The organism is Sphingomonas sp. NY01, from assembly GCF_038809135.1.
Lineage (GTDB): Bacteria > Pseudomonadota > Alphaproteobacteria > Sphingomonadales > Sphingomonadaceae > Sphingomonas > Sphingomonas carotinifaciens.
The window spans coordinates 811,402-832,417 of record NZ_CP101722.1; the positions used below are offsets into that span (position 1 = coordinate 811,402).

27 protein-coding genes are annotated in these 21,016 nt (G+C 67.2%); 14 read left to right on the forward strand and 13 right to left on the reverse strand.

Features of this window, described 5'->3' with window-relative positions:
• Positions 1-12 precede the first annotated feature (12 nt).
• The 6 genes from NPJ82_RS03990 to NPJ82_RS04015 all read left to right on the forward strand — a co-directional run bounded on the left by NPJ82_RS03990 (position 13) and on the right by NPJ82_RS04015 (position 5,274).
• Positions 13-1,203, forward strand: a complete 1,191-nt coding sequence (locus tag NPJ82_RS03990; protein WP_342658421.1) for an aspartate aminotransferase family protein — start codon at positions 13-15, stop codon at positions 1,201-1,203.
• Between the two features lie 51 nt (positions 1,204-1,254).
• Positions 1,255-2,178: an ornithine carbamoyltransferase gene (argF, locus tag NPJ82_RS03995; RefSeq protein WP_342658422.1), complete on the forward strand. Its 924-nt coding sequence runs from the start codon at positions 1,255-1,257 to the stop codon at positions 2,176-2,178.
• Between the two features lie 123 nt (positions 2,179-2,301).
• Entirely contained in the window at positions 2,302-3,210 is a 909-nt protein-coding gene (locus NPJ82_RS04000) for an Hsp33 family molecular chaperone HslO (RefSeq protein ID WP_342658423.1), read from the forward strand.
• 204 nt (positions 3,211-3,414) lie between these two features.
• Positions 3,415-4,110 carry a 7-cyano-7-deazaguanine synthase QueC gene (gene queC / locus NPJ82_RS04005; protein ID WP_112382124.1) on the forward strand — a complete coding sequence of 232 codons (696 nt, stop codon included), beginning with the start codon at positions 3,415-3,417 and terminating at the stop codon, positions 4,108-4,110.
• A 4-nt stretch (positions 4,111-4,114) separates the two neighbouring features.
• A complete protein-coding gene (gene queE, locus NPJ82_RS04010; RefSeq protein WP_342658424.1) occupies positions 4,115-4,747 on the forward strand; it encodes a 7-carboxy-7-deazaguanine synthase in 633 nt (210 codons plus the stop codon).
• Entirely contained in the window at positions 4,747-5,274 is a 528-nt protein-coding gene (locus NPJ82_RS04015; protein WP_342658425.1) for an AAA family ATPase, read from the forward strand. The genes queE and NPJ82_RS04015 overlap by 1 nt, the downstream gene beginning before the upstream one ends.
• A 40-nt stretch (positions 5,275-5,314) precedes the next feature.
• Here the strand turns inward: NPJ82_RS04015 and NPJ82_RS04020 are convergent, their stop codons facing one another.
• The 3 genes from NPJ82_RS04020 to lipB form a co-directional block, all read right to left on the reverse strand.
• Positions 5,315-6,022: a hypothetical protein gene (locus NPJ82_RS04020; RefSeq protein ID WP_112382127.1), complete on the reverse strand. Its 708-nt coding sequence runs from the start codon at positions 6,020-6,022 to the stop codon at positions 5,315-5,317.
• 264 nt (positions 6,023-6,286) lie between these two features.
• Positions 6,287-6,562, reverse strand: a complete 276-nt coding sequence (locus NPJ82_RS04025) for a hypothetical protein (protein ID WP_112382128.1) — start codon at positions 6,560-6,562, stop codon at positions 6,287-6,289.
• A gap of 88 nt (positions 6,563-6,650) precedes the next feature.
• Complete coding sequence (gene lipB, locus NPJ82_RS04030) at positions 6,651-7,313, reverse strand: lipoyl(octanoyl) transferase LipB (protein WP_112382287.1); 663 nt, start codon at positions 7,311-7,313, stop codon at positions 6,651-6,653.
• Positions 7,314-7,445: 132 nt separating this feature from the next.
• Between lipB and NPJ82_RS04035 the strand changes: the two genes are divergently transcribed.
• Entirely contained in the window at positions 7,446-8,306 is an 861-nt protein-coding gene (locus NPJ82_RS04035) for a hypothetical protein (RefSeq protein ID WP_342658426.1), read from the forward strand.
• The gene (locus NPJ82_RS04040) at positions 8,306-9,052 is read left to right on the forward strand and encodes a hypothetical protein (RefSeq protein ID WP_342658427.1); all 747 of its coding nucleotides are present in this window, start codon (positions 8,306-8,308) and stop codon (positions 9,050-9,052) included. The genes NPJ82_RS04035 and NPJ82_RS04040 overlap by 1 nt, the downstream gene beginning before the upstream one ends.
• Here NPJ82_RS04040 and NPJ82_RS04045 read toward each other — a convergent pair.
• The 3 genes from NPJ82_RS04045 to NPJ82_RS04055 are packed head-to-tail and all read right to left on the reverse strand — an operon-like array spanning position 9,022 to position 10,966.
• On the reverse strand, positions 9,022-9,615 hold the full coding sequence (locus tag NPJ82_RS04045) for a GNAT family N-acetyltransferase (RefSeq protein WP_342658428.1): 594 nt from the start codon (positions 9,613-9,615) through the stop codon (positions 9,022-9,024). The two genes, NPJ82_RS04040 and NPJ82_RS04045, sit on opposite strands and share 31 nt — an antisense overlap.
• Positions 9,606-10,481, reverse strand: coding sequence for an oxygen-dependent coproporphyrinogen oxidase (gene hemF / locus NPJ82_RS04050; protein WP_342658429.1), 876 nt, complete (start codon positions 10,479-10,481; stop codon positions 9,606-9,608). Before hemF ends, NPJ82_RS04045 begins: the two co-directional genes overlap by 10 nt.
• 29 nt (positions 10,482-10,510) lie before the next feature.
• Entirely contained in the window at positions 10,511-10,966 is a 456-nt protein-coding gene (locus NPJ82_RS04055) for a tRNA (cytidine(34)-2'-O)-methyltransferase (RefSeq protein WP_342658430.1), read from the reverse strand.
• 171 nt (positions 10,967-11,137) lie between these two features.
• Between NPJ82_RS04055 and petA the strand changes: the two genes are divergently transcribed.
• The 6 genes from petA to NPJ82_RS04085 all read left to right on the forward strand — a co-directional run bounded on the left by petA (position 11,138) and on the right by NPJ82_RS04085 (position 15,454).
• On the forward strand, positions 11,138-11,722 hold the full coding sequence (gene petA / locus NPJ82_RS04060; RefSeq protein ID WP_174236627.1) for a ubiquinol-cytochrome c reductase iron-sulfur subunit: 585 nt from the start codon (positions 11,138-11,140) through the stop codon (positions 11,720-11,722).
• Between the two features lie 10 nt (positions 11,723-11,732).
• On the forward strand, positions 11,733-13,016 hold the full coding sequence (locus NPJ82_RS04065) for a cytochrome b/b6 (protein ID WP_112382133.1): 1,284 nt from the start codon (positions 11,733-11,735) through the stop codon (positions 13,014-13,016).
• 31 nt (positions 13,017-13,047) lie between these two features.
• Positions 13,048-13,896 (forward strand): cytochrome c1, encoded by an 849-nt coding sequence (locus tag NPJ82_RS04070; RefSeq protein ID WP_112382134.1) that lies wholly within the window; start codon positions 13,048-13,050, stop codon positions 13,894-13,896.
• A 110-nt stretch (positions 13,897-14,006) separates the two neighbouring features.
• Complete coding sequence (locus NPJ82_RS04075) at positions 14,007-14,543, forward strand: adenine phosphoribosyltransferase (protein WP_149682103.1); 537 nt, start codon at positions 14,007-14,009, stop codon at positions 14,541-14,543.
• A gap of 60 nt (positions 14,544-14,603) precedes the next feature.
• A complete protein-coding gene (locus NPJ82_RS04080) occupies positions 14,604-14,792 on the forward strand; it encodes a hypothetical protein (RefSeq protein WP_112382136.1) in 189 nt (62 codons plus the stop codon).
• 95 nt (positions 14,793-14,887) lie between these two features.
• Positions 14,888-15,454, forward strand: a complete 567-nt coding sequence (locus tag NPJ82_RS04085; protein WP_149682102.1) for a hypothetical protein — start codon at positions 14,888-14,890, stop codon at positions 15,452-15,454.
• 5 nt (positions 15,455-15,459) lie between these two features.
• Here NPJ82_RS04085 and NPJ82_RS04090 read toward each other — a convergent pair whose 3' ends face one another.
• The 7 genes from NPJ82_RS04090 to NPJ82_RS04120 form a co-directional block, all read right to left on the reverse strand.
• Positions 15,460-15,906 carry a MaoC family dehydratase gene (locus NPJ82_RS04090; RefSeq protein ID WP_342658431.1) on the reverse strand — a complete coding sequence of 149 codons (447 nt, stop codon included), beginning with the start codon at positions 15,904-15,906 and terminating at the stop codon, positions 15,460-15,462.
• 15 nt (positions 15,907-15,921) lie between these two features.
• Entirely contained in the window at positions 15,922-17,208 is a 1,287-nt protein-coding gene (locus tag NPJ82_RS04095) for an alkaline phosphatase family protein (RefSeq protein WP_342658432.1), read from the reverse strand.
• 182 nt (positions 17,209-17,390) lie between these two features.
• A complete protein-coding gene (gene ychF / locus NPJ82_RS04100) occupies positions 17,391-18,491 on the reverse strand; it encodes a redox-regulated ATPase YchF (RefSeq protein WP_112382140.1) in 1,101 nt (366 codons plus the stop codon).
• Between the two features lie 64 nt (positions 18,492-18,555).
• Positions 18,556-18,747, reverse strand: coding sequence for a hypothetical protein (locus tag NPJ82_RS04105; protein WP_149682099.1), 192 nt, complete (start codon positions 18,745-18,747; stop codon positions 18,556-18,558).
• A gap of 145 nt (positions 18,748-18,892) precedes the next feature.
• Positions 18,893-19,507, reverse strand: a complete 615-nt coding sequence (locus NPJ82_RS04110; RefSeq protein WP_342658433.1) for a TIGR02466 family protein — start codon at positions 19,505-19,507, stop codon at positions 18,893-18,895.
• Positions 19,504-20,076 (reverse strand): aminoacyl-tRNA hydrolase, encoded by a 573-nt coding sequence (gene pth, locus NPJ82_RS04115; protein ID WP_342658434.1) that lies wholly within the window; start codon positions 20,074-20,076, stop codon positions 19,504-19,506. The genes NPJ82_RS04110 and pth overlap by 4 nt, the downstream gene beginning before the upstream one ends.
• Positions 20,077-20,352: 276 nt before the next feature.
• The gene (locus NPJ82_RS04120) at positions 20,353-20,976 is read right to left on the reverse strand and encodes a 50S ribosomal protein L25/general stress protein Ctc (RefSeq protein ID WP_149682097.1); all 624 of its coding nucleotides are present in this window, start codon (positions 20,974-20,976) and stop codon (positions 20,353-20,355) included.
• Between the last annotated feature and the right edge of the window lie 40 nt (positions 20,977-21,016).

Here is a 21,016-nt window from a genome sequence, read left to right on the forward strand (position 1 = left end):
AGGAGCACGCCCGTGACCATCACCGCCCTGATGCCCGTCTACCCACGGTGCGGGGTGCGTCCGGTCCGAGGCGAGGGCGTGTACCTGTATGGTGAGGACGGGCAGCAGTTCCTGGATTTTGCCAGCGGCATCGCGGTGAACGCGCTGGGCCACGGGCACCCGAAGCTGGTCAAGGCGATCGCCGATCAGGCGGCGACGCTGATGCACGTGTCGAACCTGTATGGCAGCCCGCAGGGCGAGCATCTGGCGCAGCGGCTGGTGGATGCGACCTTTGCCGATACGGTGTTCTTCACCAATTCGGGCGCGGAAGCGGTGGAATGCGCGATCAAGACCGCGCGCCGCTATCACTATGCCAATGGCAATCCCGAGCGGCACACGCTGATCACCTTCAACAACGCGTTCCATGGCCGGACGCTGGGGGCGATTTCCGCCACCAACCAGGCCAAGATGCGCGACGGGTTCGAGCCGCTGCTGCCGGGCTTCGCCTATGCGCCGTTCGACGATCTGGATGCCGCGCTGGCGCTGATCGACGACAATACCGCGGGCTTCCTGGTGGAGCCGATCCAGGGCGAGGGCGGCCTGCGCCCGGCCAGCCCGGAGTTCCTGCGCGGCCTGCGCGAGGCGTGCGACAAGCACGGCCTGTTGCTGGTGCTGGACGAGGTGCAGTGCGGTTATGGCCGCACCGGCAAGTTCTTCGCCCATGAACTGTACGGCGTGACGCCGGACATCATGGCGGTGGCCAAGGGCATTGGCGGCGGCTTCCCGCTGGGCGCGTGCCTTGCCACCGAGGAAGCGGCCAAGGGCATGGTCGCAGGGACGCACGGCTCCACCTATGGCGGCAATCCGCTGGCCATGGCGGCAGGCGAGGCGGTGCTGGACGTGTTGCAGGAGCCGGGCTTCCTGGAGCAGGTCGAGGCGATGGGTCAGCGGCTGCGCGCCACGCTGGAGCAGATGATCCCCAATCACGATCATCTGTTCGAGGAAGTGCGCGGCCATGGCCTGATGCTCGGCCTGAAGATGAAGAGCGACAGCCGCCGCTTCGTCGCGCATTGCCGCGACGAGCATAAGCTGTTGCTGGTATCGGCCGGCGAGAATGTGGTGCGCATCCTGCCGCCGCTGGTGATCGACGAAAGCCATGTCGCCGAGTTCGCCACCAAGCTGTCCGACGCCGCGCGGGTCTATGTGCCCGTTGCCGACGATTGATGATGATTGTTTCGCCCCGGATCGTGGCCGGTGCGAAAAGGAGTTGATCCGATGAGCCTCCGTCACTTCCTGAACCTCGCCGATGCGGGGACCGATGGCGTCGTCGCCATGCTGGCCGATGCGGCGGCGCGCAAGGCGGCGCGCGCCGGCTTCACCAAGGGGCGCGCCGATGCCGATGCGCCGCTGGCCGGCCATGTGCTGGCGATGGTGTTCGAAAAGAATTCGACGCGCACCCGCGTCAGCTTCGACATGGCGATCCGCCAGCTCGGCGGCACCTCCATCGTGATGGATGCCGGCACGATGCAGCTCGGCCGGGGCGAATCGATCGCGGATACCGCGCGCATCCTGTCGGGCTATACCGACGCGATCATGATCCGCACCGACGACCATGCCAAGGTCGAGGAGATGGCGCATTATGCGACCGTTCCGGTGATCAACGGGCTGACCGATGCGTCGCATCCCTGCCAGATCATGGCGGACCTGCTGACCATCCAGGAGGCGGGCAAGACGCTGTCGGGCATGAAGGTCGCGTGGCTGGGCGACGGCAACAACGTGCTCGCCTCGATCGTGGAGGCGGGCGGGCTGCTCGGCTTCGACGTGGTGGCGGCATGCCCGCCCGAATATGCGCCGCACGAGGCCGCGATCACCGCGGCGTCGGGGCGGGCGCGCGTGGTACTCGACCCGCGCGAGGCGGTCGAGGGTGCGGACATCGTCGTCACCGACACCTGGATCTCGATGGGGCAGGCGCATGCCGAGGCGAAGCTGGCGGCGCTCGCGCCCTATCAGGTCACGCCCGAGCTGATGGCGTTCGCCAAGGCCGATGCGAAGTTCCTGCACTGCCTGCCCGCGCACCGCGGCGAGGAAGTGACCGCGGACGTGATCGACGGTCCGCACTCGCTGATCTGGGCGGAGGCGGAGAACCGGCTGCACGCGCAAAAGGCGGTGCTGCGCTGGTGCATGGGCCAGATCGGCTGAACTTGCGGGGGCGGGGGGCGCGTCCCATCTAGGGGCGAGACTTCTTTCCCCTTCATGCGTGTGCGTGCCTGCCGCGCCGGTTGCGACCGGCGGGGGGATGGACGCGGCGCCAAGGACAGACCGATGCACGACACGACGCTTCCCGACTTCGACCGCACGCTGGGCTTCACCATCCCGGAACGCCATGCGCGTGGCCGCGTCGTGCGGCTGGGGCCGGTGCTGGACACGATCCTGTCGGCCCATGCTTATCCCCCGGCGATCGAGGCGTTGCTGACCGAGGCGCTGACGCTGACCGCGCTGATCGGCGCGACGCTGAAGGATGTGGACGGGCAGTTGACGATCCAGACGCGCAGCGGCACCGGCGTGGTGCAGTTGCTGGTCTGCGATTACCGGGGTGGCGAGCTGCGCGGCTATATCCAGTATGATGCCGAGCGGCTGGCGGAACTGCCGGCGGAGCCGACGCTGTTCGCGCTCTTCGGGCAGGGCTATCTGGCGATCACCTTCGACCTGGCGACGACGGGCGAGCGGTATCAGGGCATCGTGCCGCTCGATGGCGCACGGCTGGCCGATGCCGCGGAGGCGTATTTCGTCCAGTCCGAACAGATCCCCAGCCTGGTGCGCATCGGCGTGTCCAAGGATGCGGACGGGCGGACGGTGGCGGGCGGCCTGTTCCTCCAGCACCTGCCCGAGGGCGAGGTGGGGCGCGAGCGGCTGCACGTCCGGCTGGACCATCCCGAATGGGACCATGTGGTGGCGCTGGGCACCACGATCGGCGCGGACGAACTGACCGATGCGGGCGTGTCGCTGGAAACGCTGATCTGGCGGTTGTTCAACGAGGAAAAGGACGTGCGCGTCCTGGCCTCGACCCCGATCGTGCGCGGATGCCGGTGCACGGCGGACTATATCGCCGGCGTGATCGCGCGCTTCTCGGTCGAGGAACGGCGCGAGATGGCGGATGCCGACGGGATGATCCACGTCGACTGCGCCTTCTGCGCGACGAAGTTCCCAGTGCCGGTGGAGGAACCCGCCTGATCGGGCGGAAGGGTATGTGCGAAAGCGTACCTTAACTCCGCCTTCACCAATGCCGTGCTAACGCGCTGGCGTGCCTGAAGTTTTTCAGCACGCTTTCTCCCTTGATCGGGTTCTTCGAGCCTGGTTCTCTGGGGCCGCACCCTGCCGGTGCGGCCCTTCTTTTCGTTGCAAGCATGGCCCAACAGGCGTAGCGGCGGGCGGATCATGACATCAACTGCACCCCTTGCGGTCGCGCTCGTATCGGGCGGGCTGGACTCGATGATTTCCGCAGCCATGGCACGCGCGGCGGGATACCGCCTGCTGGCGCTGTCGGTCGACTATAACCAGCGGCACCAGGTCGAACTGGCGGCGGCCGCCCGGATCGCGCGCGAACTGGGCGCGGAGCGACACATCGTGCTGCCGCTGGACCTCTCCGCGTTCGGCGGATCGGCGCTGACCGCCGATATCGCGGTGCCCAAGGACGGGGTGCAACCGGGCATCCCGATCACCTACGTGCCGGCGCGCAACACGATCTTTCTGAGCCTGGCGCTGGGCTGGGCCGAGGCGGCGGGCGCGCGCGACCTGTTCATCGGCGTGAACGCGCTCGATTATTCCGGCTATCCGGACTGCCGGCCCGAATTCATCGCCGGGTTCGAGCGGCTGGCGGAGCTTGCCACCAAGGCGGGCGTGGAAGGCGAGCCGTTCAAGATCCAGGCGCCGCTGCAGCACATGACCAAAGCCGATATCGTGCGCGAGGGTACGCGGCTGGGGCTGGACCTGGGGATGAGCTGGTCCTGTTACGACCCGGCGCCGGGCGACCTGCATTGCGGCGCGTGCGACAGTTGCCGGTTGCGCTCCAAGGGCTTTGCGGATGCGGGCATCGCCGATCCCACCGCCTATGCGGTAAGCCCGCAGGGCTGAGCCGATGAGCTACGCCGTCAAGGAGATGTTCCTGACCCTGCAGGGGGAGGGCGTGCATGCCGGCCGCCGGGCGGTGTTCGTGCGCTTTGCCGGGTGCAACCTGTGGTCGGGACGCGAGCAGGACCGGGCGACCGCGGTGTGCCGCTTCTGCGACACCGATTTCGTCGGCACCGATGGCCTGGGCGGCGGCAAGTTCGCCGATGCCGGCGCGCTGGTGGCCGCGGTCGCGGGCTTCTGGGGCGAGGGTGTCGACAACCGCTTCGTGGTACTGACCGGGGGCGAGCCGATGCTCCAGATCGACGATGCGCTGGTCGATGCGCTGCATGGCGCAGGCTTTACGATCGCGATCGAGTCGAACGGCACGATCGCGGCGCATGCCGGTATCGACTGGGTGTGCATCAGCCCCAAGGCGGGCAGCATGGTGGTGCAGCGCGCGGGCGACGAACTGAAGCTGGTATGGCCACAGGCAGGACTGGACCCGGCAGCGCTGGAGGAATGGGCGTTCACCCATCATCTGCTCCAGCCGCTGGACGATCCACGTGCCGACGCCAATCGCGAGGCCTGCGTCGACATGGTGCTGGCGCGGCCGCGGTGGCGGCTGTCGTTGCAGACGCACAAGCTGCTCGGCCTGCGCTGATGCACCGCCGCCGCATCCTGATGACGGGATGTTCGGGCGGCGGGAAATCGACGCTGCTGAACGCACTCGTCGTAAAAGGCGTGCAGATCGTGCCGGAGCCGGGACGGCGCATCATCGCGGCCGAACAGGCCGGCGATGGTCGTGCGCTCCCCTGGGTGGACCCGGCAGCATTCGCCGAGCGCGCGCTTGCCATGGCGATCGACGACTTCAAGCGGGTGGGCGCGGGCACGACGATCTTCGACCGCGGGATCGTCGACGCGCGCGTCGCGCTGGAGCATGCGGCGGGGCGGCCGCCATCGGCGGTGCTCGCGCAGGACTGTCGCTATGACGATCCCGTGCTGCTGGTGCCGCCATGGCCGGAGATCTACGTCGCCGACCCCGATCGCCGGCATGGACTGGCGGAAGCGATAGCGGAATATGGCCGGCTGCACCGCGCGCTGACATGGCTGGGCCATGAGATCGTCATGGTGGCGCCGGCGCCGGTAGCCGAGCGCGTCGCCCAAGTGAGCGCGGCGCTGGGCTGCTAAAAAGGCCGGGAGCGATGCCCCCGGCCCTTTTCACGATCGGTTATCGACGCGCGGCGAGGCCGGTGCCGCCGGCGGGTGGCCAGTTTTGCAGGCCGCACTTCTTGGTGACCCATTCCGCCTTCTTGTTCCAGCAGATCGGGTCCAGGCGCGGCATGGTGGTGTAGTCGCGGCCGATATAGCGCGAGAAGCGCTGTTCGCCCCACGGCGTCAGGCTGTTGCGCAGCTCGCGCATGCGACGTGACGCGATATCGCCGAACGCGCCGCGCGGCGCGAACACCGCCTCGCGCGCGATCGAGGCCGCGGTCTGGCAGAAGCCATATTGGGCGGACACGGTGGCGAAGCTGGAATAGGTGCGCGTGCCGAACTGGTCGAGCGCCATCTGTCCCTCCTTCACCGTCTTGGCATTCCGACGGAAATACTTGTCGAGGGTGGTGAAGGTATTCTTCAACTCCTCCGAATGGTCGCCCAGCAATGCGTTGTAGTTGGCGACGGAGGCCAGCGTCGGTTCGAACTGGCACTGCAAGGCCGCCACGTTGAGCGCGGCGCGCATCGTCCAGGTCAGGCCGGCGCGAAGCTCGGTCGGCGTGGCCCCGGGAAGCGGCTGGCCGATAATCCCCGGCTCGTCCCCCTGCACCGGCGCGCCCGAAAAATCGCGCGACTGCAAAAAGAACTGCGCCGAAGCCGGCGCCGCCACCGCCAAACCCATCGACGCCGCGCCGAGCGCGAGCGCGGTACGCAACACAATCATCTTGATCCGATCCTTCCCCCGGAGTGCTCCTCAGCGCCGCAAAATATACCGCTTTTCGCCAAGCGACCCAATAGAAATCGGCGGAATACCGTGCGATTCCGAAGGATGAGGCGGGGAGCGGCGGGAATGGCCGATCGTTGCGCAAGGATAATGGCGCACGCAGGGGAATTTGGCAGCCGATGGCGGTGCGCCAGACGGCAAAAGGGCCGCCCGGTCGCCCGGACGGCCCTTTTCACACCAAGGCCCGAAGGCCCGTGGCGATGATTACATCGCGTTGGTGGTGGTGTTCGACATCATCATGGTGTCGTTCGACATCATCATGTCGTTGCCCATGGTGTCGTTGGCCATCATGCCACCGTTCATGGTGCCGTCGACGGCAGTCATGTTGTCGGTCATGGTGTCCATGCCCTCGGTCGCGTTCATGTCGGTGACCATGGTGTTCTCGGTCGTGGCTTCGTTCGAGCCGCCGCAAGCGGAAACGGCCAGTGCTGCGCCGGCGATGAGCGAGCCGGTCAGGACCTTGGAGATGATTGCACGCATTGGAAGCTCCCTAGATAGAGGATTTGGAACGGCTTGATGGCCTTAATACCCAAATCTCGGTGGACATTACCCGGATACCGACTGGCCCTCAAGCCTGCTTTTGTCGGGCCAAAGCGAGAGTTTCAAGGAAGGCCGGGAATGTCAACGCAAGGGCGCGATCAAAGGTTGCCATCGAACCCTCGCGACCCAGCGCCGCCAGGCTGGTCACCGGATAATCGGGCAGGCCGCACGGCACGATGCCGCCGAAGTGATTGAGATCAGGCGATATGTTGACGGCAAAGCCATGCAGCGTCACCCAGCGCTTTACCCGTACCCCGATCGCGCCGATCTTGGCCTCAGTCCCGCCGTCGCGCGTCCAGATGCCGACGCGGCCGCACACGCTGTAGGCCTCGACACCCAGCTCGCGCAACGCGGCGATCAGCCAGTCCTCCAGCGCGTGGACGAAGGCGCGCACGTCGCGTCCGCGCCGGTTGAGGTCCAGCACCAGATAGCCGGTGCGCTGGCCGGGGCCGTGATAGGTGTAGCGGCCGCCCCGCCCCGTATCGAAGACGGGGAAGCGCGGATCGACCAGCTCGGCCGGATCGGCGCTGGTCCCGGCGGTATAGACGGGCGGATGTTCGAGCAGCCAGACGAGTTCGCGCGCAGAGCCGTCATGCACCGCCGCGGCGCGCGCCTCCATCTCGGCCAACCCTTGCGGGTAGGGGATCAGGCCGCCGCTGACCCGCCATTCGATATCGGAAATGTCGGTCACGCCCGCGTCTGTGCGCGCGCCCGGCCCGACATGCAAGATGCGGGCAGCCGCGGCCGGCGCGACGCCGATGGTCAAAGCAAGCGGCGTGCGCTAGCGTACGGCGGCAGGGCAAGGGCCAGAGCGGGGGACGGCATGACGGTGAAGATCGGTGCGATTTGGGACAGCACCACGCAGGTTCTGGGCGGTCGCACGGGCGTGTTGATGCCGATCGCGGTGCTGGGCTTCTTCCTGCCGTCCGTCGTCCAGACGCTGGTCGGGCTGGTGGTGGACCAGAACAATGTGCTGCACGGCGGGCTGACCGCGCTCGTCGCACTGGCCGCGGCGGTGCTGATGATCTGGGGGCAGATGGCGGTGATGGCGGTCGCGACGCACCCCGCGACGACGCGGGCCGATGCCAGCCGACAGGGCTGGGCACGCCTGTTGCCCGTGCTGGGCATCGCCCTGATGATCGCGGTGATCGCCATGGTGCTGTTCGTTCCCATCTTCGCCGCGTTGATCGCGGGAGGCTTCGATTTCGCCGCGGCCGCCGCGACGCAGGGAAATACGATGGCGATCCCCCGGCTATCCGGCGGTGCGGCGGCGTTCATCGCGCTCTATGGGCTGGCCCTGGGGATATTGGCGATCTGGGCCAGCGCGCGGCTGATGCTGGTCTATGCCGTGGTGCTGAACGAGCGGCTGGGGCTGGGCGCGATTCGCCGTGCGATTCGGTTGACGCGGGGGCTGACGCTGAAGCTGATCGGCGTCCTGATATTGTTCGGCATCGTTTTTTTGGTGGTGCTGCTCGCGGCACAGGGCGTAGTAGGCGTCGTCGCCCGGTTGCTGCTGGGGTCCAGCGGCGTCGCGGTCGCATTGTCCGGGATCGCGGGTGCGGCGGTGAACGCCGTGTTGCTGACCATCGCCTATGTCTTCGTGGCGCGGCTCTATGTCGCCACCGCCGGCGTCGTGGCGCCCGCGACCGTTGATTTGCAGAAGGACGTGCCTCCGGCATTCTGATGACCATCGATCCCGTCGCCGTGTTGCGCGACGCGTGGGCCCTGTTCCGGCGTGACCGGGACCTGTTGCTGCGCATCGCGGGCGTGTTTCATTTCCTGCCGGCATTCGCGCTGGCGCTGCTGGTACCCGAGCCGCCGATGCCCGAGAGCGGCGCGGAGGCAGGTGCCGCGCGGACCGATGCGTGGATGCAGGCGCTGAGCGATTGGGGCGCAGCGCATGGCGGCTGGTATCTGCTCGCCTATGCGATCGGCTTTCTGGGCACGGCGGCGATCCTGCTGCTGTATCTGGCGCCGCAACAGACCGCGTGCCAGGCGCTGACCCGGGCGGTGCGGCTGTGGCCGCGCTTCCTGTTGGCGATGGTGCTGGTGTCGCTGCCGACGGGGGCGGGCATGCTGCTGTGGATCGTGCCGGGCCTGTATGTCGCCGGGCGTCTGCTGGTCACCGGGCCGGCGCTGGTCGCGGAGGGGCGGATGTCGGCCGCGGGTGCGCTCCGGCGCAGTTTCAGGGTGAGCCGGGGGGCGGGGCTGGCGCTGATGGGGTTGGCGTCGGTGACGTATCTGGGCGGGTTTCTGGCGGGGCAGCCGTTCCTGTGGCTGGGCGACTGGCTGAGCGGGGAGGGGGGCGGCAATCCGATCGGCGTGGCGGTGGTGGAGGCGTGCGCGGCGGCGGTCGTTGCGGCGACCGCCGTGGCACAGGCGCTGATCGCGGTGGTCGCCTATCGCCGGCTGGCGAGCAGGGGAATCTGAGGCGCGGCATCCAGGGGTAACAGGCCGAGCACGCGCGGATCGGGAAAGGTCTCGATCGTGCGGCCGGTCGCGGTGAAGCCCTGCGCACGATAGAAGTTGAGCGCGCTCGGATGGTCGAGCGTGCAGGTATGGACCCATACCCGCGTAACGCCCGGCGTCCAGGCGCGCATCAGCGCGTGCGCCATCAGCCAGCGGCCATGGCCAGCCCCCGCCAGTTCGGGGACCAAGCCGAAATAGCCGATCTCGCACGTGTTCGCATGGCGGTGGTCGAGTTCCAGAAAGCCGACCTCGATCCCGCGCGCGTCGGTGGCGGCGAAGACGGCGATGCCGGGGTCATGGATGATCGCGGTCAGCGCCGCGTCGTCCATCGCAAGGCGGGAGAACCACAGCCATGGCGCGCCGACGCGCGCGAACAGGGCGCGGTATTTGGCGGGATCGGGCCTGTTCCACAGCACCAGCCGCAGCGGCGAATCGGGCAGGGGGCGCGGGCGGGGCCGCTCGCGCATCTCCAGCGTGGTGACGATCGTGGCGAGCTGATCGTCGGCAACCGCGATCAGTCCCATTCTGCGACCGGCGGCAGGCTCATCAGGATCGCATCGATATTGCCGCCGGTCTTCAACCCGAACAGCGTGCCGCGATCATAGACGAGGTTGAACTCCGCATAACGCCCGCGCCAGCGGCGCTGCTCGGCGAGATGCTCGGGCGTGAAGGCATCGTGCATGCGGCGGCGGACGATGCGGGGGTAGACGTCCAGAAACGCCTCGCCCACCGCGCGGGTGAAGGCGAAATTGGCGTCGAAATCGCCCTCCAGATGATCGTAGAAGATGCCGCCGACGCCGCGGTGGACCTGGCGGTGGGGGATATAGAAATACTCGTCCGCCCAAGCCTTGAAGCGGGGATAATGCGCCGGATCATGCGCGTCGCAGGCGGCCTGCAGCACGGCGTGGAAGTCGGCGGTGTCCCCGGCCACCGGCAAGGGCGGGTTGAGGTCGGCGCCACCGCCGAACCAGCGCTTCGTGGTGGTCAGGAAGCGGGTGTTCATGTGCACCGCAGGCACGTGCGGGTTGGCCATGTGCGCGACCAGGCTGATGCCGGTGGCGACGAAACGGGGATCGTCGCCCGCGCCGTGGATCGTCTTGCCGAACTCGCCCTCGAAGGTGCCGCCGACGGTGGAGACGTTGACGCCGACCTTTTCAAAGACGCGGCCCTTCATCACGCCGCGCACGCCGCCGCCGCCGGGGGTGCCCGACGGGTCCTGCCGGTCCCATGCGACATAGTCGAAGGCGGCGTCGGAGCCGGCCTCGCGCTCGATCGCCTCGAACGCGGCGCAGATGCGATCACGCAGGGATTCGAACCAGATGCGGGCGGCGTCCTGTTCGGCATCGAGCAACAGGTCGAGCGGGCGGGTCTTCATCATAGCAGTCATCATCGGGGTCATCGGTGGCGGGGCGGCGGGGGTCAATCGGTCATCCTGTCCCACCCGGTCTGGCGCCGCGCCTCGGCCAGCAGGATCGCGGCGGAGGCGGCGACGTTGAGCGAGCGGAAGCCGGGGCGCATCGGAATGCGGACGCGCGCGTCCACGGCCGCATGGACGTGCGGCGGCACCCCTGCGCTTTCCGAGCCGAGCAGGATGACGTCGTCGGCGGTGAAGCGCATGTCGGGCAGGGGTACGGCGCCGGCGGTGGTGGCCAGGACGATCCGTGCCGGGGTCGCCGCCCGAAAGGCATCCCAGTCGGCATGGCGTACCACCTGCGCGGCGCGGGCATAGTCCATGCCGGCGCGGGCAAGGGCGCGGTCCGAATAGGCGAAGCCCATCGGCTCGATCAGGTCGACGCCGACGCCGAAACAGGCGGCGGTGCGCAGGATGGTGCCGACATTGCCGGCGATATCGGGTTCGAAAAGGGCGATCCGCATGGGCGGGTCCCTAGCGGAATTCGCCGCGGAAAGCGCGCATGGGAAATTGGCAGTTGGCAAAACGGGGCGGGCGCGGCTAACACTTGTGTGCCTCCCGCGAGGACGGAGGGGCGTCGACGGTGGCGACAGGCCGCCGGACGGACGAGATGCAAACGGGTTGAGGGATCGGGAATGGCGGTAGCGGACAACGTAATACCACCGGGCGAGGCGCCGGAGCCGTTCCACGAAGAGGTGCATGATCCCCGCCGCCGCGATTTCATCAATATCGCGGCTGTGTCCTTCGCGGGCGTCGGCGCGGTGGCGATCGTGTTGCCGCTGATCAACCAGATGAACCCGTCCGCCGATGTGCTGGCCGCGTCGACGACCGAGATCGACCTGTCCAAGATCGCACCGGGCCAGGCGATCAAGACCAGTTTCCGCAAGCAGCCGCTGTTCGTGCGCAACCTGACCCCGGCGGAGATCGCCGCGGCCGATGCGGTGCCGCTCGCCGAGCTGCGCGATCCGCAGACGCTGGCCGAGCGGACCAAGGAGGGCAAGAAGAACTGGCTGATCACGCTGGGCGTCTGCACCCATCTGGGCTGCGTGCCGCTGGGCGCCGGCGAGGGCGAGAACAAGGGGCCGTTCGGCGGCTATTTCTGCCCATGCCATGGGTCGGCCTACGACACTGCGGCGCGGATCCGCAAAGGCCCGGCACCGACCAACCTGGTGGTGCCCGATTATGCATTCACGTCCGACACCGTCGTGACGGTCGGCTGAGGAGCGGCAGATGAGCTTTCCCTGGGCGAAGCATTACGAGCCGAAGCAGCCGCTGATGCGCTGGCTGGACGAGAAGCTGCCGGTGCCGCGGCTCGTCTACAACGCGGTGGGCGCCGGCTATCCGGTGCCGCGCAACCTGAACTATTTCTGGAATTTCGGCGTCCTTGCCGGCGCTGCGCTCGCGATCCAGATCGTGACGGGCGTCGTGCTGGCGATGCATTATGCCGCCAACGGCGCGGTGGCGTTCGATTCGGTCGAAAGCATCATGCGCGACGTGAATGCCGGCTGGTTCCTGCGCTATGCGCACGCCAACGGTGCGTCGATGTTCTTCATCGTCGTCTATATCCACATCTTCCGCGGGCTGTATTACGGATCGTACAAGGCGCCGCGCGAAATGGTGTGGCTGCTGGGCGTGACCATCTTCCTGCTGATGATGGCGACCGCCTTCATGGGCTATGTCCTTCCCTGGGGGCAGATGAGCTTCTGGGGCGCGCAGGTGATCACCGGCTTCTTCTCGGCGATCCCGGTGGTCGGCGATACCATCCGCATCTGGCTGCTCGGCGGCTATGCGCCGGACAATGCCGCGCTGAACCGCTTCTTCTCGCTCCACTATCTGCTGCCCTTCGTGATCGCGGGTGTCATCATCCTGCACATCTGGGCGCTGCATATCCCGGGTTCGGGCAATCCCACCGGCGTGGACGTGAAGGGCGAGCAGGACACGGTGCCGTTCCACCCCTATTACACCGCCAAGGACGGGTTCGGGCTGGGCATCTTCCTGGCGCTGTTCGCCTTCCTGCTATTCTTCTTCCCCAACTATCTGGGCCATCCGGACAATTACATCCCGGCCAACCCGCTTTCCACGCCCGCGCACATCGTGCCCGAATGGTATTTCTGGCCATTCTACGCGATCCTGCGCGCCTTCACCGCCGATTTCATCCTGCCGGCCAAGCTGTGGGGCGTGCTGGCGATGTTCGGGTCGATCCTGCTGCTGTTCTTCCTGCCCTGGCTCGACTCGTCGCCGGTGCGGTCGAACAACTTCCGGCCCAAGGCGCGGATCGCGTTCTGGATCCTGGTGGTGGACGTGCTGCTGCTCGGCTGGTGCGGGGGGTCTCCGGCGACGCCGTTCTTCATCATCCTCAGCCAGATCACCGCAGGCTATTATTTCCTGCACTTCCTGGTGATCCTGCCGCTGATCGCACGGTCGGAGCGTCCGCGCCCGCTGCCCAACTCGATCACCGAGGCGGTGCTGGCCAAGCATGGCGGCACGAGCCCGGCCAAGACCGCGCTCGCGTAAGACACGAACCGGAGAGGGGACCGACAACATCATGGTTCGTACGATCGCATTCCTGGTCGGCGCCGCATTCACGCTGGTGCTCGCCATCGCGCTGTGGGGCAGCGTCTCCGGCCTGATCTCGGAGCCGCCCGCCCCGACCGCGGAGGAGGAGTTCCACCTGCATCCGCGCGAGGCGCATCTGGCATCCGACGGCATTTTCGGCAGGTTCGACCGGCGCCAGTTGCAGCGCGGTTTCCAGGTCTACAAGGAAGTGTGCGCCGCCTGCCACTCGCTGCGCCTCGTTGCGTTCCGCGACCTGGCGGCCCTGGGCTATAACGAGCCCGAGGTGAAGGCGATCGCCAACCAGTGGGTGATCGAGCAGCCGACGATCAATCCGGAGACGGGCGAGGCGACGACGCGCAAGAACATCCCGTCCGATCGCTTCCCCTCGCCCTTCGCCAACGAGGTCGCCGCGCGCGCCGCGAACAACAATGCGCTGCCGCCCGACCTGTCGCTGATGGCCAAGGCGCGGCATGACGGCGGCAACTATATCTACTCGCTGGTCGGGCCCGATGCCTATCGGCCGCAGCCGGCCGCGCTGCTGCGCGAATTCCCGGACGTGAAGACGCCGGAAGGGCTGCACTACAACCCGTACTTCGCAAACCTGAACATCGCGATGCCGCCGCCGATCACCAGCGACGGACAGGTTCAGTATAGCGACGGCACCGCCGCGACCCGCGATCAGATGGCAAAGGATGTCGCCGCCTTCCTGACCTGGACCGCCGAGCCGAATCTGGAAAAGCGCCATGCAGCGGGTTTCGCGGCGATGATCTTTATCGCGATCTTCTGCGTCCTCGCCTGGGGCGCGTATCAGAATGTCTGGCGCGACGTGAAGCATTGAGCGGGCGGGGCGCTGTGCCCCGCCCCAAGGCCCGTGCGTGATGGCATAACGGGCCCGGTCCGGCATATTCGCGCTCGACAGACCCTGCCGGCTTTGCCACGGGCGCGGACATGGCCCAGAATGACGACCTGAAGGCGCTGATCCGCACGATCCCGGATTTTCCGAAACCCGGCATCCAGTTTCGCGACATCACCACGCTGCTGCTCGATGCCGATGGCTTTGCCACCGCGATCGCCCGCATGGCCGCGGCGGTCCCGGGGCCGATCGACCTCGTCGCGGGGATCGAGGCGCGCGGCTTCCTGTTCGCCGCGGCGCTGGCGGCGCCTTTGCGCGCCGGCGTGCTGCTGATCCGCAAGGACGGCAAGCTGCCCGGGGCGACGATCGCCGAGGATTATGCGCTGGAATATGGACAGGATCGAATCGCGATCCATGCCGATGCCTGTGCGCCGGGTGCACGCGTGCTGTTGGTTGACGATTTGATCGCGACCGGGGGGACGGCGCGGGCGGCGGTTCGGTTGCTGGCCAAGGCAGGGGCCGAGTTGGTGCAGGCGCAGTTCCTGGTCGACCTGCCCGATCTGGGCGGGGCCGATGCCCTGCGGGCGGACGGCGTGGCGGTGGCGTCGCTGATCGCATTTCCCGGGCACTGACGCGCGCGACGATGCGTTGATCCCGCAGCGGGCAGAGGACTGGCCGCCGGGAGTTGCCCCATGTTCGTCGATTTTCGCGATCAGCCGCCACCACCGCCCTGGCCCCCGGCGCCGCCGCCGCGCCGTATCAGCCGGCGCGAGGAGAAGGTGTTGACCTGGGTCATCGGCTTCAACCTGCTGATGCTGTTGTTCGGGCCGCTGGCCGGCAGCAGCGTGATCGACGCGCTGGTCGCGATCGCGCGAGGGTAGACGCGGGCTTTCCGGAACAACATCGAAGCGCGCCGAGTTGCATCGCCATAGGCGGCGCGTATCCTGGCCGCATCCTCGTGTTCGGGAGAGGTTCGATGGTGTTGAAGCGTCTGGGCTTGGCCGGTCTGGCCATGGGGTTCGTGGCGGCATTGTCGGGCTGCGCCGACGGCTATGGCTATGGCGGCACGTCGCTGGGGTATGGCCGGGGCTATTACGACGCCTATCCCTATGGCGGCGGCTTCGGCGGCGGTTACGTGCCGTCCTATTATGGCTGGTACAACGACTTCTATTATCCGGGCACCGGCATCTACGTCTATGATCGCGACCGCCGGCCGTTCCGCTGGAACGATCGTCAGCGCAATTACTGGCAGGGCCAGCGCCGCGGCTTCCGCAACGATGCCATTCGCGACAACTGGGCCGATTTCGGCCGCGACGTCCGCCGCGAACGCCGCGATTATCGCGGCGACCTGCGGCAGAATCGGCAGGCCTATCGCAACGGGCTGATCACGCGCGATCAGTTCCAGCAGGGGCGCCGCGATGCCCGGCGCGAATATCGCAGCGACGTGCGGCAGGATCGCCGCGAACTTCGCCGAGAGAACCGTGCGGTGAACCGCGGCGGCTATCGCGGGGATCGTGGCCGTAACTGGCGGGGCCGCCGCTGAGCCGTTCAGTCCGGGCGGCGGGCGATCATGATGTTGGACACGCAGGACAGTACCGCGATGTCGTCCTGGTTGAACACCGTCACCCGCGTCTTGAGCAGCCCGATGGCAGGGCGGCTTTCGGAGGTGCGGGCCGCCAGTACCTCGCTTTCGCAGCGTAGCGTGTCGCCGGGATAGACGGGCTTCAGCCAGCGAAGCTCGTCAAGGCCGGGGGAGCCGAGCCCGGCCTGGCGATGGTCCCTGCCATGTTCGACGATCATCGCCATCATCATCGCGCAGCTATGCCAGCCGCTGGCCGCCAGCCGCCCGAAATGGGTTTTGGCGGCGGCCTCGTCCGACAGGTGGAAGGGTTGCGGATCATATTTCTCGGCAAAGGCGATCACCTCGCCGCGCTGGACAGGGTAGCGACCGAAGCTGGCGCGGTCGCCGACCGCGATGTCCTCGAAATACTGCACCCGCACCTCCCTCGCTTATTGCCGCAGCACCTTTTGGAACGGGGCGTCGGTTCCGTCGAGTCCTTGGCCGGGGGGCAGGCCGATGAGGTCGCGCAGGAGGGGGGCGACCGCCGGGTTGTCGAAGGGGGCGAGGCGTCGTCCGGGGATGAAGGCGGGGCCGTGGGCGATGAACAGTGCCGCCATGGTCGGATCGGCCGGGTCATAGCCGTGCGTGCCGCCGCTGGTGGGGCGATCGGGCGCCTTGGCACTGATCGTCCAGCCGGTCTCGGCGAGGCACAGGAAAGGCGGAATCCGGCGGTTGCGGCCATAGCGGAAGCGGGCTGGCATCGCCTCCTTGCGCCAGCACTGCATATGGGGATGCCGGGCGAGCAGGCGGGCGGCAAGCGCCGCCTCATGGCCCGGCACAGGCGTGAAGGTGGCGTAGGGGCCGCTGTCGTTCAGGACGTAATCGGCCGGGTTAAGAAGCGCATCGAGCGCGATCGTGCGCGTGCTGCTGGTCGCGGCCATGCCGTGATCCGCGACGATGACGAGGTTGGCGGGCTGGTTCAGGCGGGCCAGACCCTCGACCAGCTCGCCGATCGCCCGATCGACGGCGGCGATCGCCTGGGTCGTTTCGGCCGCATCGGGGCCGTTCTGGTGGCCGGCGGTATCGACCTCGTCGAAATAGAGCGTGAGCAGGCGGGGGCGGGTTTCGGCCGGGCGACGCAGCCAGTCGATCACGGCGTCGACGCGCTGGCGGTCGTTCACCTGCTGATTGAATTGCTGCCAATCGGTCGGGCGGATGCCGCCGGTGATGCGATGCGGCCATGCTTGCGCCGCCGTGCCACCCCAGGCGACGTTGGAGCCGGGCCAGAACATCGTCGCGGTGCGGATACCGGCCTTCTCGGCGGTGACCCAGATCGGCTCGGCGGCGTTCCACCAGAAAGGATCGTCCGAGGCCATGGTGAAGGGCTCGGTCGGCCGGGCGGGATCGGTAAAGCCGTTGGCGACGATGCCGTGGCGATCGGGAACCATGCCCGTCACCAGCGTCCAGTGATTGGGAAAGGTCTTGGACGGGAAGGACGGGCGCATCGATGCGGACACGCCGGTTCTGGCCAGGGCGGAGAGGTGAGGGGTGACGCCGCGGTTCAGATAATCCGGGCGGAAGCCGTCGATCGAAACGAGGATGGTGACGGGTGCGCGCTGTTCGTTCGCCGCGGGGGGCGGGGCAGGCTGCGTCACCGACGCGAGGGCAGGCGGGTGTGCCGGGTAGGCGCAGGCGCCGAGGGCGAGGCTGGCGAGAAGGGGGAGGATTTTCCGCATGATGGCGCAAGCGCGTAGCGGGGAAATGTGACAGGCGGAAGCGGGGGTTGCCGGGCGGCGTTGCACTGCTGGGCGGCCCCTCACCCTCCCACTGCCTCACGGCAGTGGGCCCCTCTCTCTCCCCGTGGGGGAGAGGGGTCGGTGGTTCGGCGGCCCCCAACCCGGGGGAGGGCTTGAAGCGATTAGACGTTGAAGCGGAAGAGCATCACGTCGCCGTCATGGACGACATATTCCTTGCCTTCCTGGCGCAGCTTGCCGGCGTCGCGGGCGCCCGCCTCGCCCTTGCAGGCGACATAGTCGTCAAAGGCGATGGTTTCGGCACGAATGAAGCCGCGTTCGAAATCGGTGTGGATCTCGCCCGCCGCCTGCGGAGCCTTGGCGCCGGCATGGACGGTCCAGGCGCGCGCCTCCTTGGGACCGACGGTGAAGAAGGTCAGCAGGTTGAGCAGCGTGTAGCCGGCGCGGATGACGCGGGCGAGACCGGTTTCCGACAGGCCGAGCTCACCGAGAAATTCGGGGCGATCCTCGGGCGGCATGGTGGCGATGTCGGCCTCGATCGCGGCGGAGACGACGACGGCCTGCGCGCCTTCTGCCGCGGCCTTGGCGAAGACGGCCTGCGAATGGGCATTGCCGTTCGCCGCGTTCGCTTCCTCGACATTGCAGACGTAAAGGACGGGCTTGGCGGTGAGCAGTTGCGCCTGGGCGAAGACGCGCTCCTCCTCGGCATCCTTGGGCTGGGTCAGGCGGGCGGGCTTGCCGTCGCGGAGCAGCTCCAGCGCCTGGCCGAGCACGGCGGCGCCGATCTTGGCCTCCTTGTCGCCCTGCTGCCCCTTCTTGACGAGATTGGGAACGCGCTTCTCCAGGCTTTCAAGATCGGCCAGCATCAGCTCGGTCTCGACCGTCTCGGCGTCGGCGATGGGATCGACCTTGCCCTCAACATGTGTGACGTCGCCGTCCTCGAAACAGCGCAGCACATGGACGATCGCGTCCACCTCGCGGATGTTGCCGAGAAACTGGTTGCCGAGCCCTTCACCCTTGGACGCACCGCGAACCAGCCCGGCGATGTCGACAAAGGCGAGCTGCGTTTCGATGATCTTGGCCGAACCGGCGATCTCGGCCAGCGTGTAGAGACGCGGATCGGGAACCGCGACGTTGCCGACGTTCGGTTCGATCGTGCAGAAGGGATAGTTGGCGGCCTGCGCAGCGGCCGTCTCGGTAAGCGCGTTGAAGAGGGTGGACTTGCCGACATTCGGCAGGCCCACGATGCCGCAGCGGAAACCCATGCGTCGTTCCTGTGGAGAGAGGCGAAAGCGCCGCTCTAGCGACGCCGGCGCCTCACCTCAATGCTTAGCCGGACAGGCTCATCATCGCTGCATAGCCGAGCAGCATGATGCCGAGCGCGGCGGAGAAGCTCATCAGCACATAACCGACATATTGCAGCATACGCGGATTGGCGCGGCGCGCCTTGGCATTGCGAGTCGCGCCCGACAGGACGAAACTGGCGAGCATTCCATAGGTGAAAACAACGGCTTCCAACATGTCGTGCGATTTCTCTGCGCTGGTCCGCACGGCAGGGCGCCATGCGTGGCGCCCGTTAATCATGCCAGATGCTAAGGAGACGAGTAGGCCGCGACGAAACGTGGCATATCGACGCCGAACCGATGGAACCTTTTCGCCTGCGTAACTATCTGTAGTTGAAACTGACGCTGATCCGCTCGCCCTTGGCGGCGTTGGGCACGACCTCGTGACGCAGCCAGCTTTCCCAGAGCAGGACCGTGCCGGGCTCCGGCTGCGCGGTGGCAAAGGTGGCGAGGTCGTCGGGCGCGTCCAGGCGGCGCGGCGGGGCGGCCATCAGCATAGGCAGGCGCGGATCCTCCAGCTTCAACGCGCCCGAACCCGGCGGCATCGCGACATAAAGCGTGCCCGAGACGACGCTGTGCGGGTGGATGTGCGCGGAATGATGCCCGCCCGGCTTCAGGACGTTGACCCACAGGCTGTCCAGCTTCAGCTTGCGCCCGCCGAGATCAAAGGCGCATTGCGCCGCAAAGGCCGCGACGTGGCGGTCGAGCTTCTTCTTCAGGTCCGCGAACACCGGATCGCGGATCGGCAGGTCGTTCAGCGAGGCGTAGCTGGTATAGCCGCGATAGCCATGCTCCTTCGACCAGCGGCGCCCGGCGCGGTCGTCCTCGGCGAGGGCGAGGCAGCTATCTTCCAAATCGGCCATCAGATCGGCATCGTCGATCCGGCCCTCGTAGAGCAGCGAGGCGAACAGGCGGCGTATCGTCCCGGAAGTGCTCATGCCTGACCCATCCTAAGCGCGACATCGTTCATGAAACGGGTGTCGTCGCCGTCCGCCAGCCAGCCGGCCTCCGCCGAGACGGCGCCGAGCAGGTCGGACAGCGGCTCGATCTCGGTCTTGGCATAGTTGCCGAGGACGTAACCGGTCACCCGGTCCTTGTGGCCGGGATGGCCGATGCCGAGGCGGACGCGGCGGAAATCGGGCCCGAGATGCTGGTCGATCGAGCGCAGGCCGTTATGGCCCGCGGTCCCGCCGCCGGTCTTCACCTTCACCTTGAAGGGGGCGAGATCGAGTTCGTCGTGAAAGACGGTAAGCGCGTCGGGCCCGAGTTTATAGAAGCGCAGCGCCTCGCCCACCGAGCGGCCGCTTTCATTCATGAAGGTGGCAGGCTTCAGCAGCAGCACCTTGTGCGCGCCGATGCGGCCTTCCTGCGTCCAGCCCTGGAACTGCTTCTTGACCGCGCCGAAGCCGTGGATCTCGGCCATCGCGTCCAGCATCATGAAGCCGATATTGTGCCGGTGCATCGCATATTGCGGCCCCGGATTGCCGAGTCCGACCCAGATTTGCACGCTGCGATCTCCTTGGTTGGTGGGCGGTTTGGCGCAGTCACCCAATTTCCATCCGTTCGTGTCGAGTAGAGATCGAGTAGCCCGCAGGGCGTATCGAGAACTCGTATCGAGACAGGGCCACACACGCGACCTGTCTCTCGATACGCCGTCTCGATACGCAGCTTTGCTGCTACTCGACGGCTACTCGAGACGAACGGGTAGAACGAAAAGGGGGCAGGGGCGTTGCCGCCACCTGCCCCCCCTTTCCGTCGGCGATCCCCGGAGGGACCGGGACGATCAGCCCTCGGCCGTATCGTCGCCAGCGGCACCGGCATCGGCGTCCGCGGCCTCGTCGGCGGCAGTCGGAACCGTCGGCGGCACGATCGTGGCGATCGCGAAGTCGCGATCCTCGATCGCCGGCTGCGCGCCCTTGGGCAGCGCCACGTCGGAGATGTGGATCGAATCGCCGATCTCGCGACCCTTGAGCGAGATGGTCAGTTCCGCCGGGATGTTGGCGGCGTCGACGACCAGCTCGACCTCGTGACGGGTGATGTTGAGCACGCCGCCCTGCTTCAGGCCGCGCGACTCGTCCTCGTCGGTGAACACCACCGGCACCGCGACGGTGACGGTCGAATGCTCGCCGATACGCAGGAAGTCGACGTGCAGCGGACGGTCGGTGACCGGGTGGAACGCGACGTCCTTGGGCAGGGTACGCTCGCCGTTCAGCATCACGACCGAGTTGAAGAAGTGACCGGTCATGAGAGCCTTGACCAGTTCCTTCTCTTCGAGATGGATGCCGGCAGGCTCCTTGTTCTGGCCGTAGATCACGGCGGGGACGCGGCCTTCACGGCGCAGCGAACGGGAGGCTCCCTTGCCAGCCCGGTCACGCGTCTCGGCTGCGAGCGTAATGGTGTCGCTCATGCGATATGCTCCGAAAACGAATGGATGTGCTTTTCCGCCC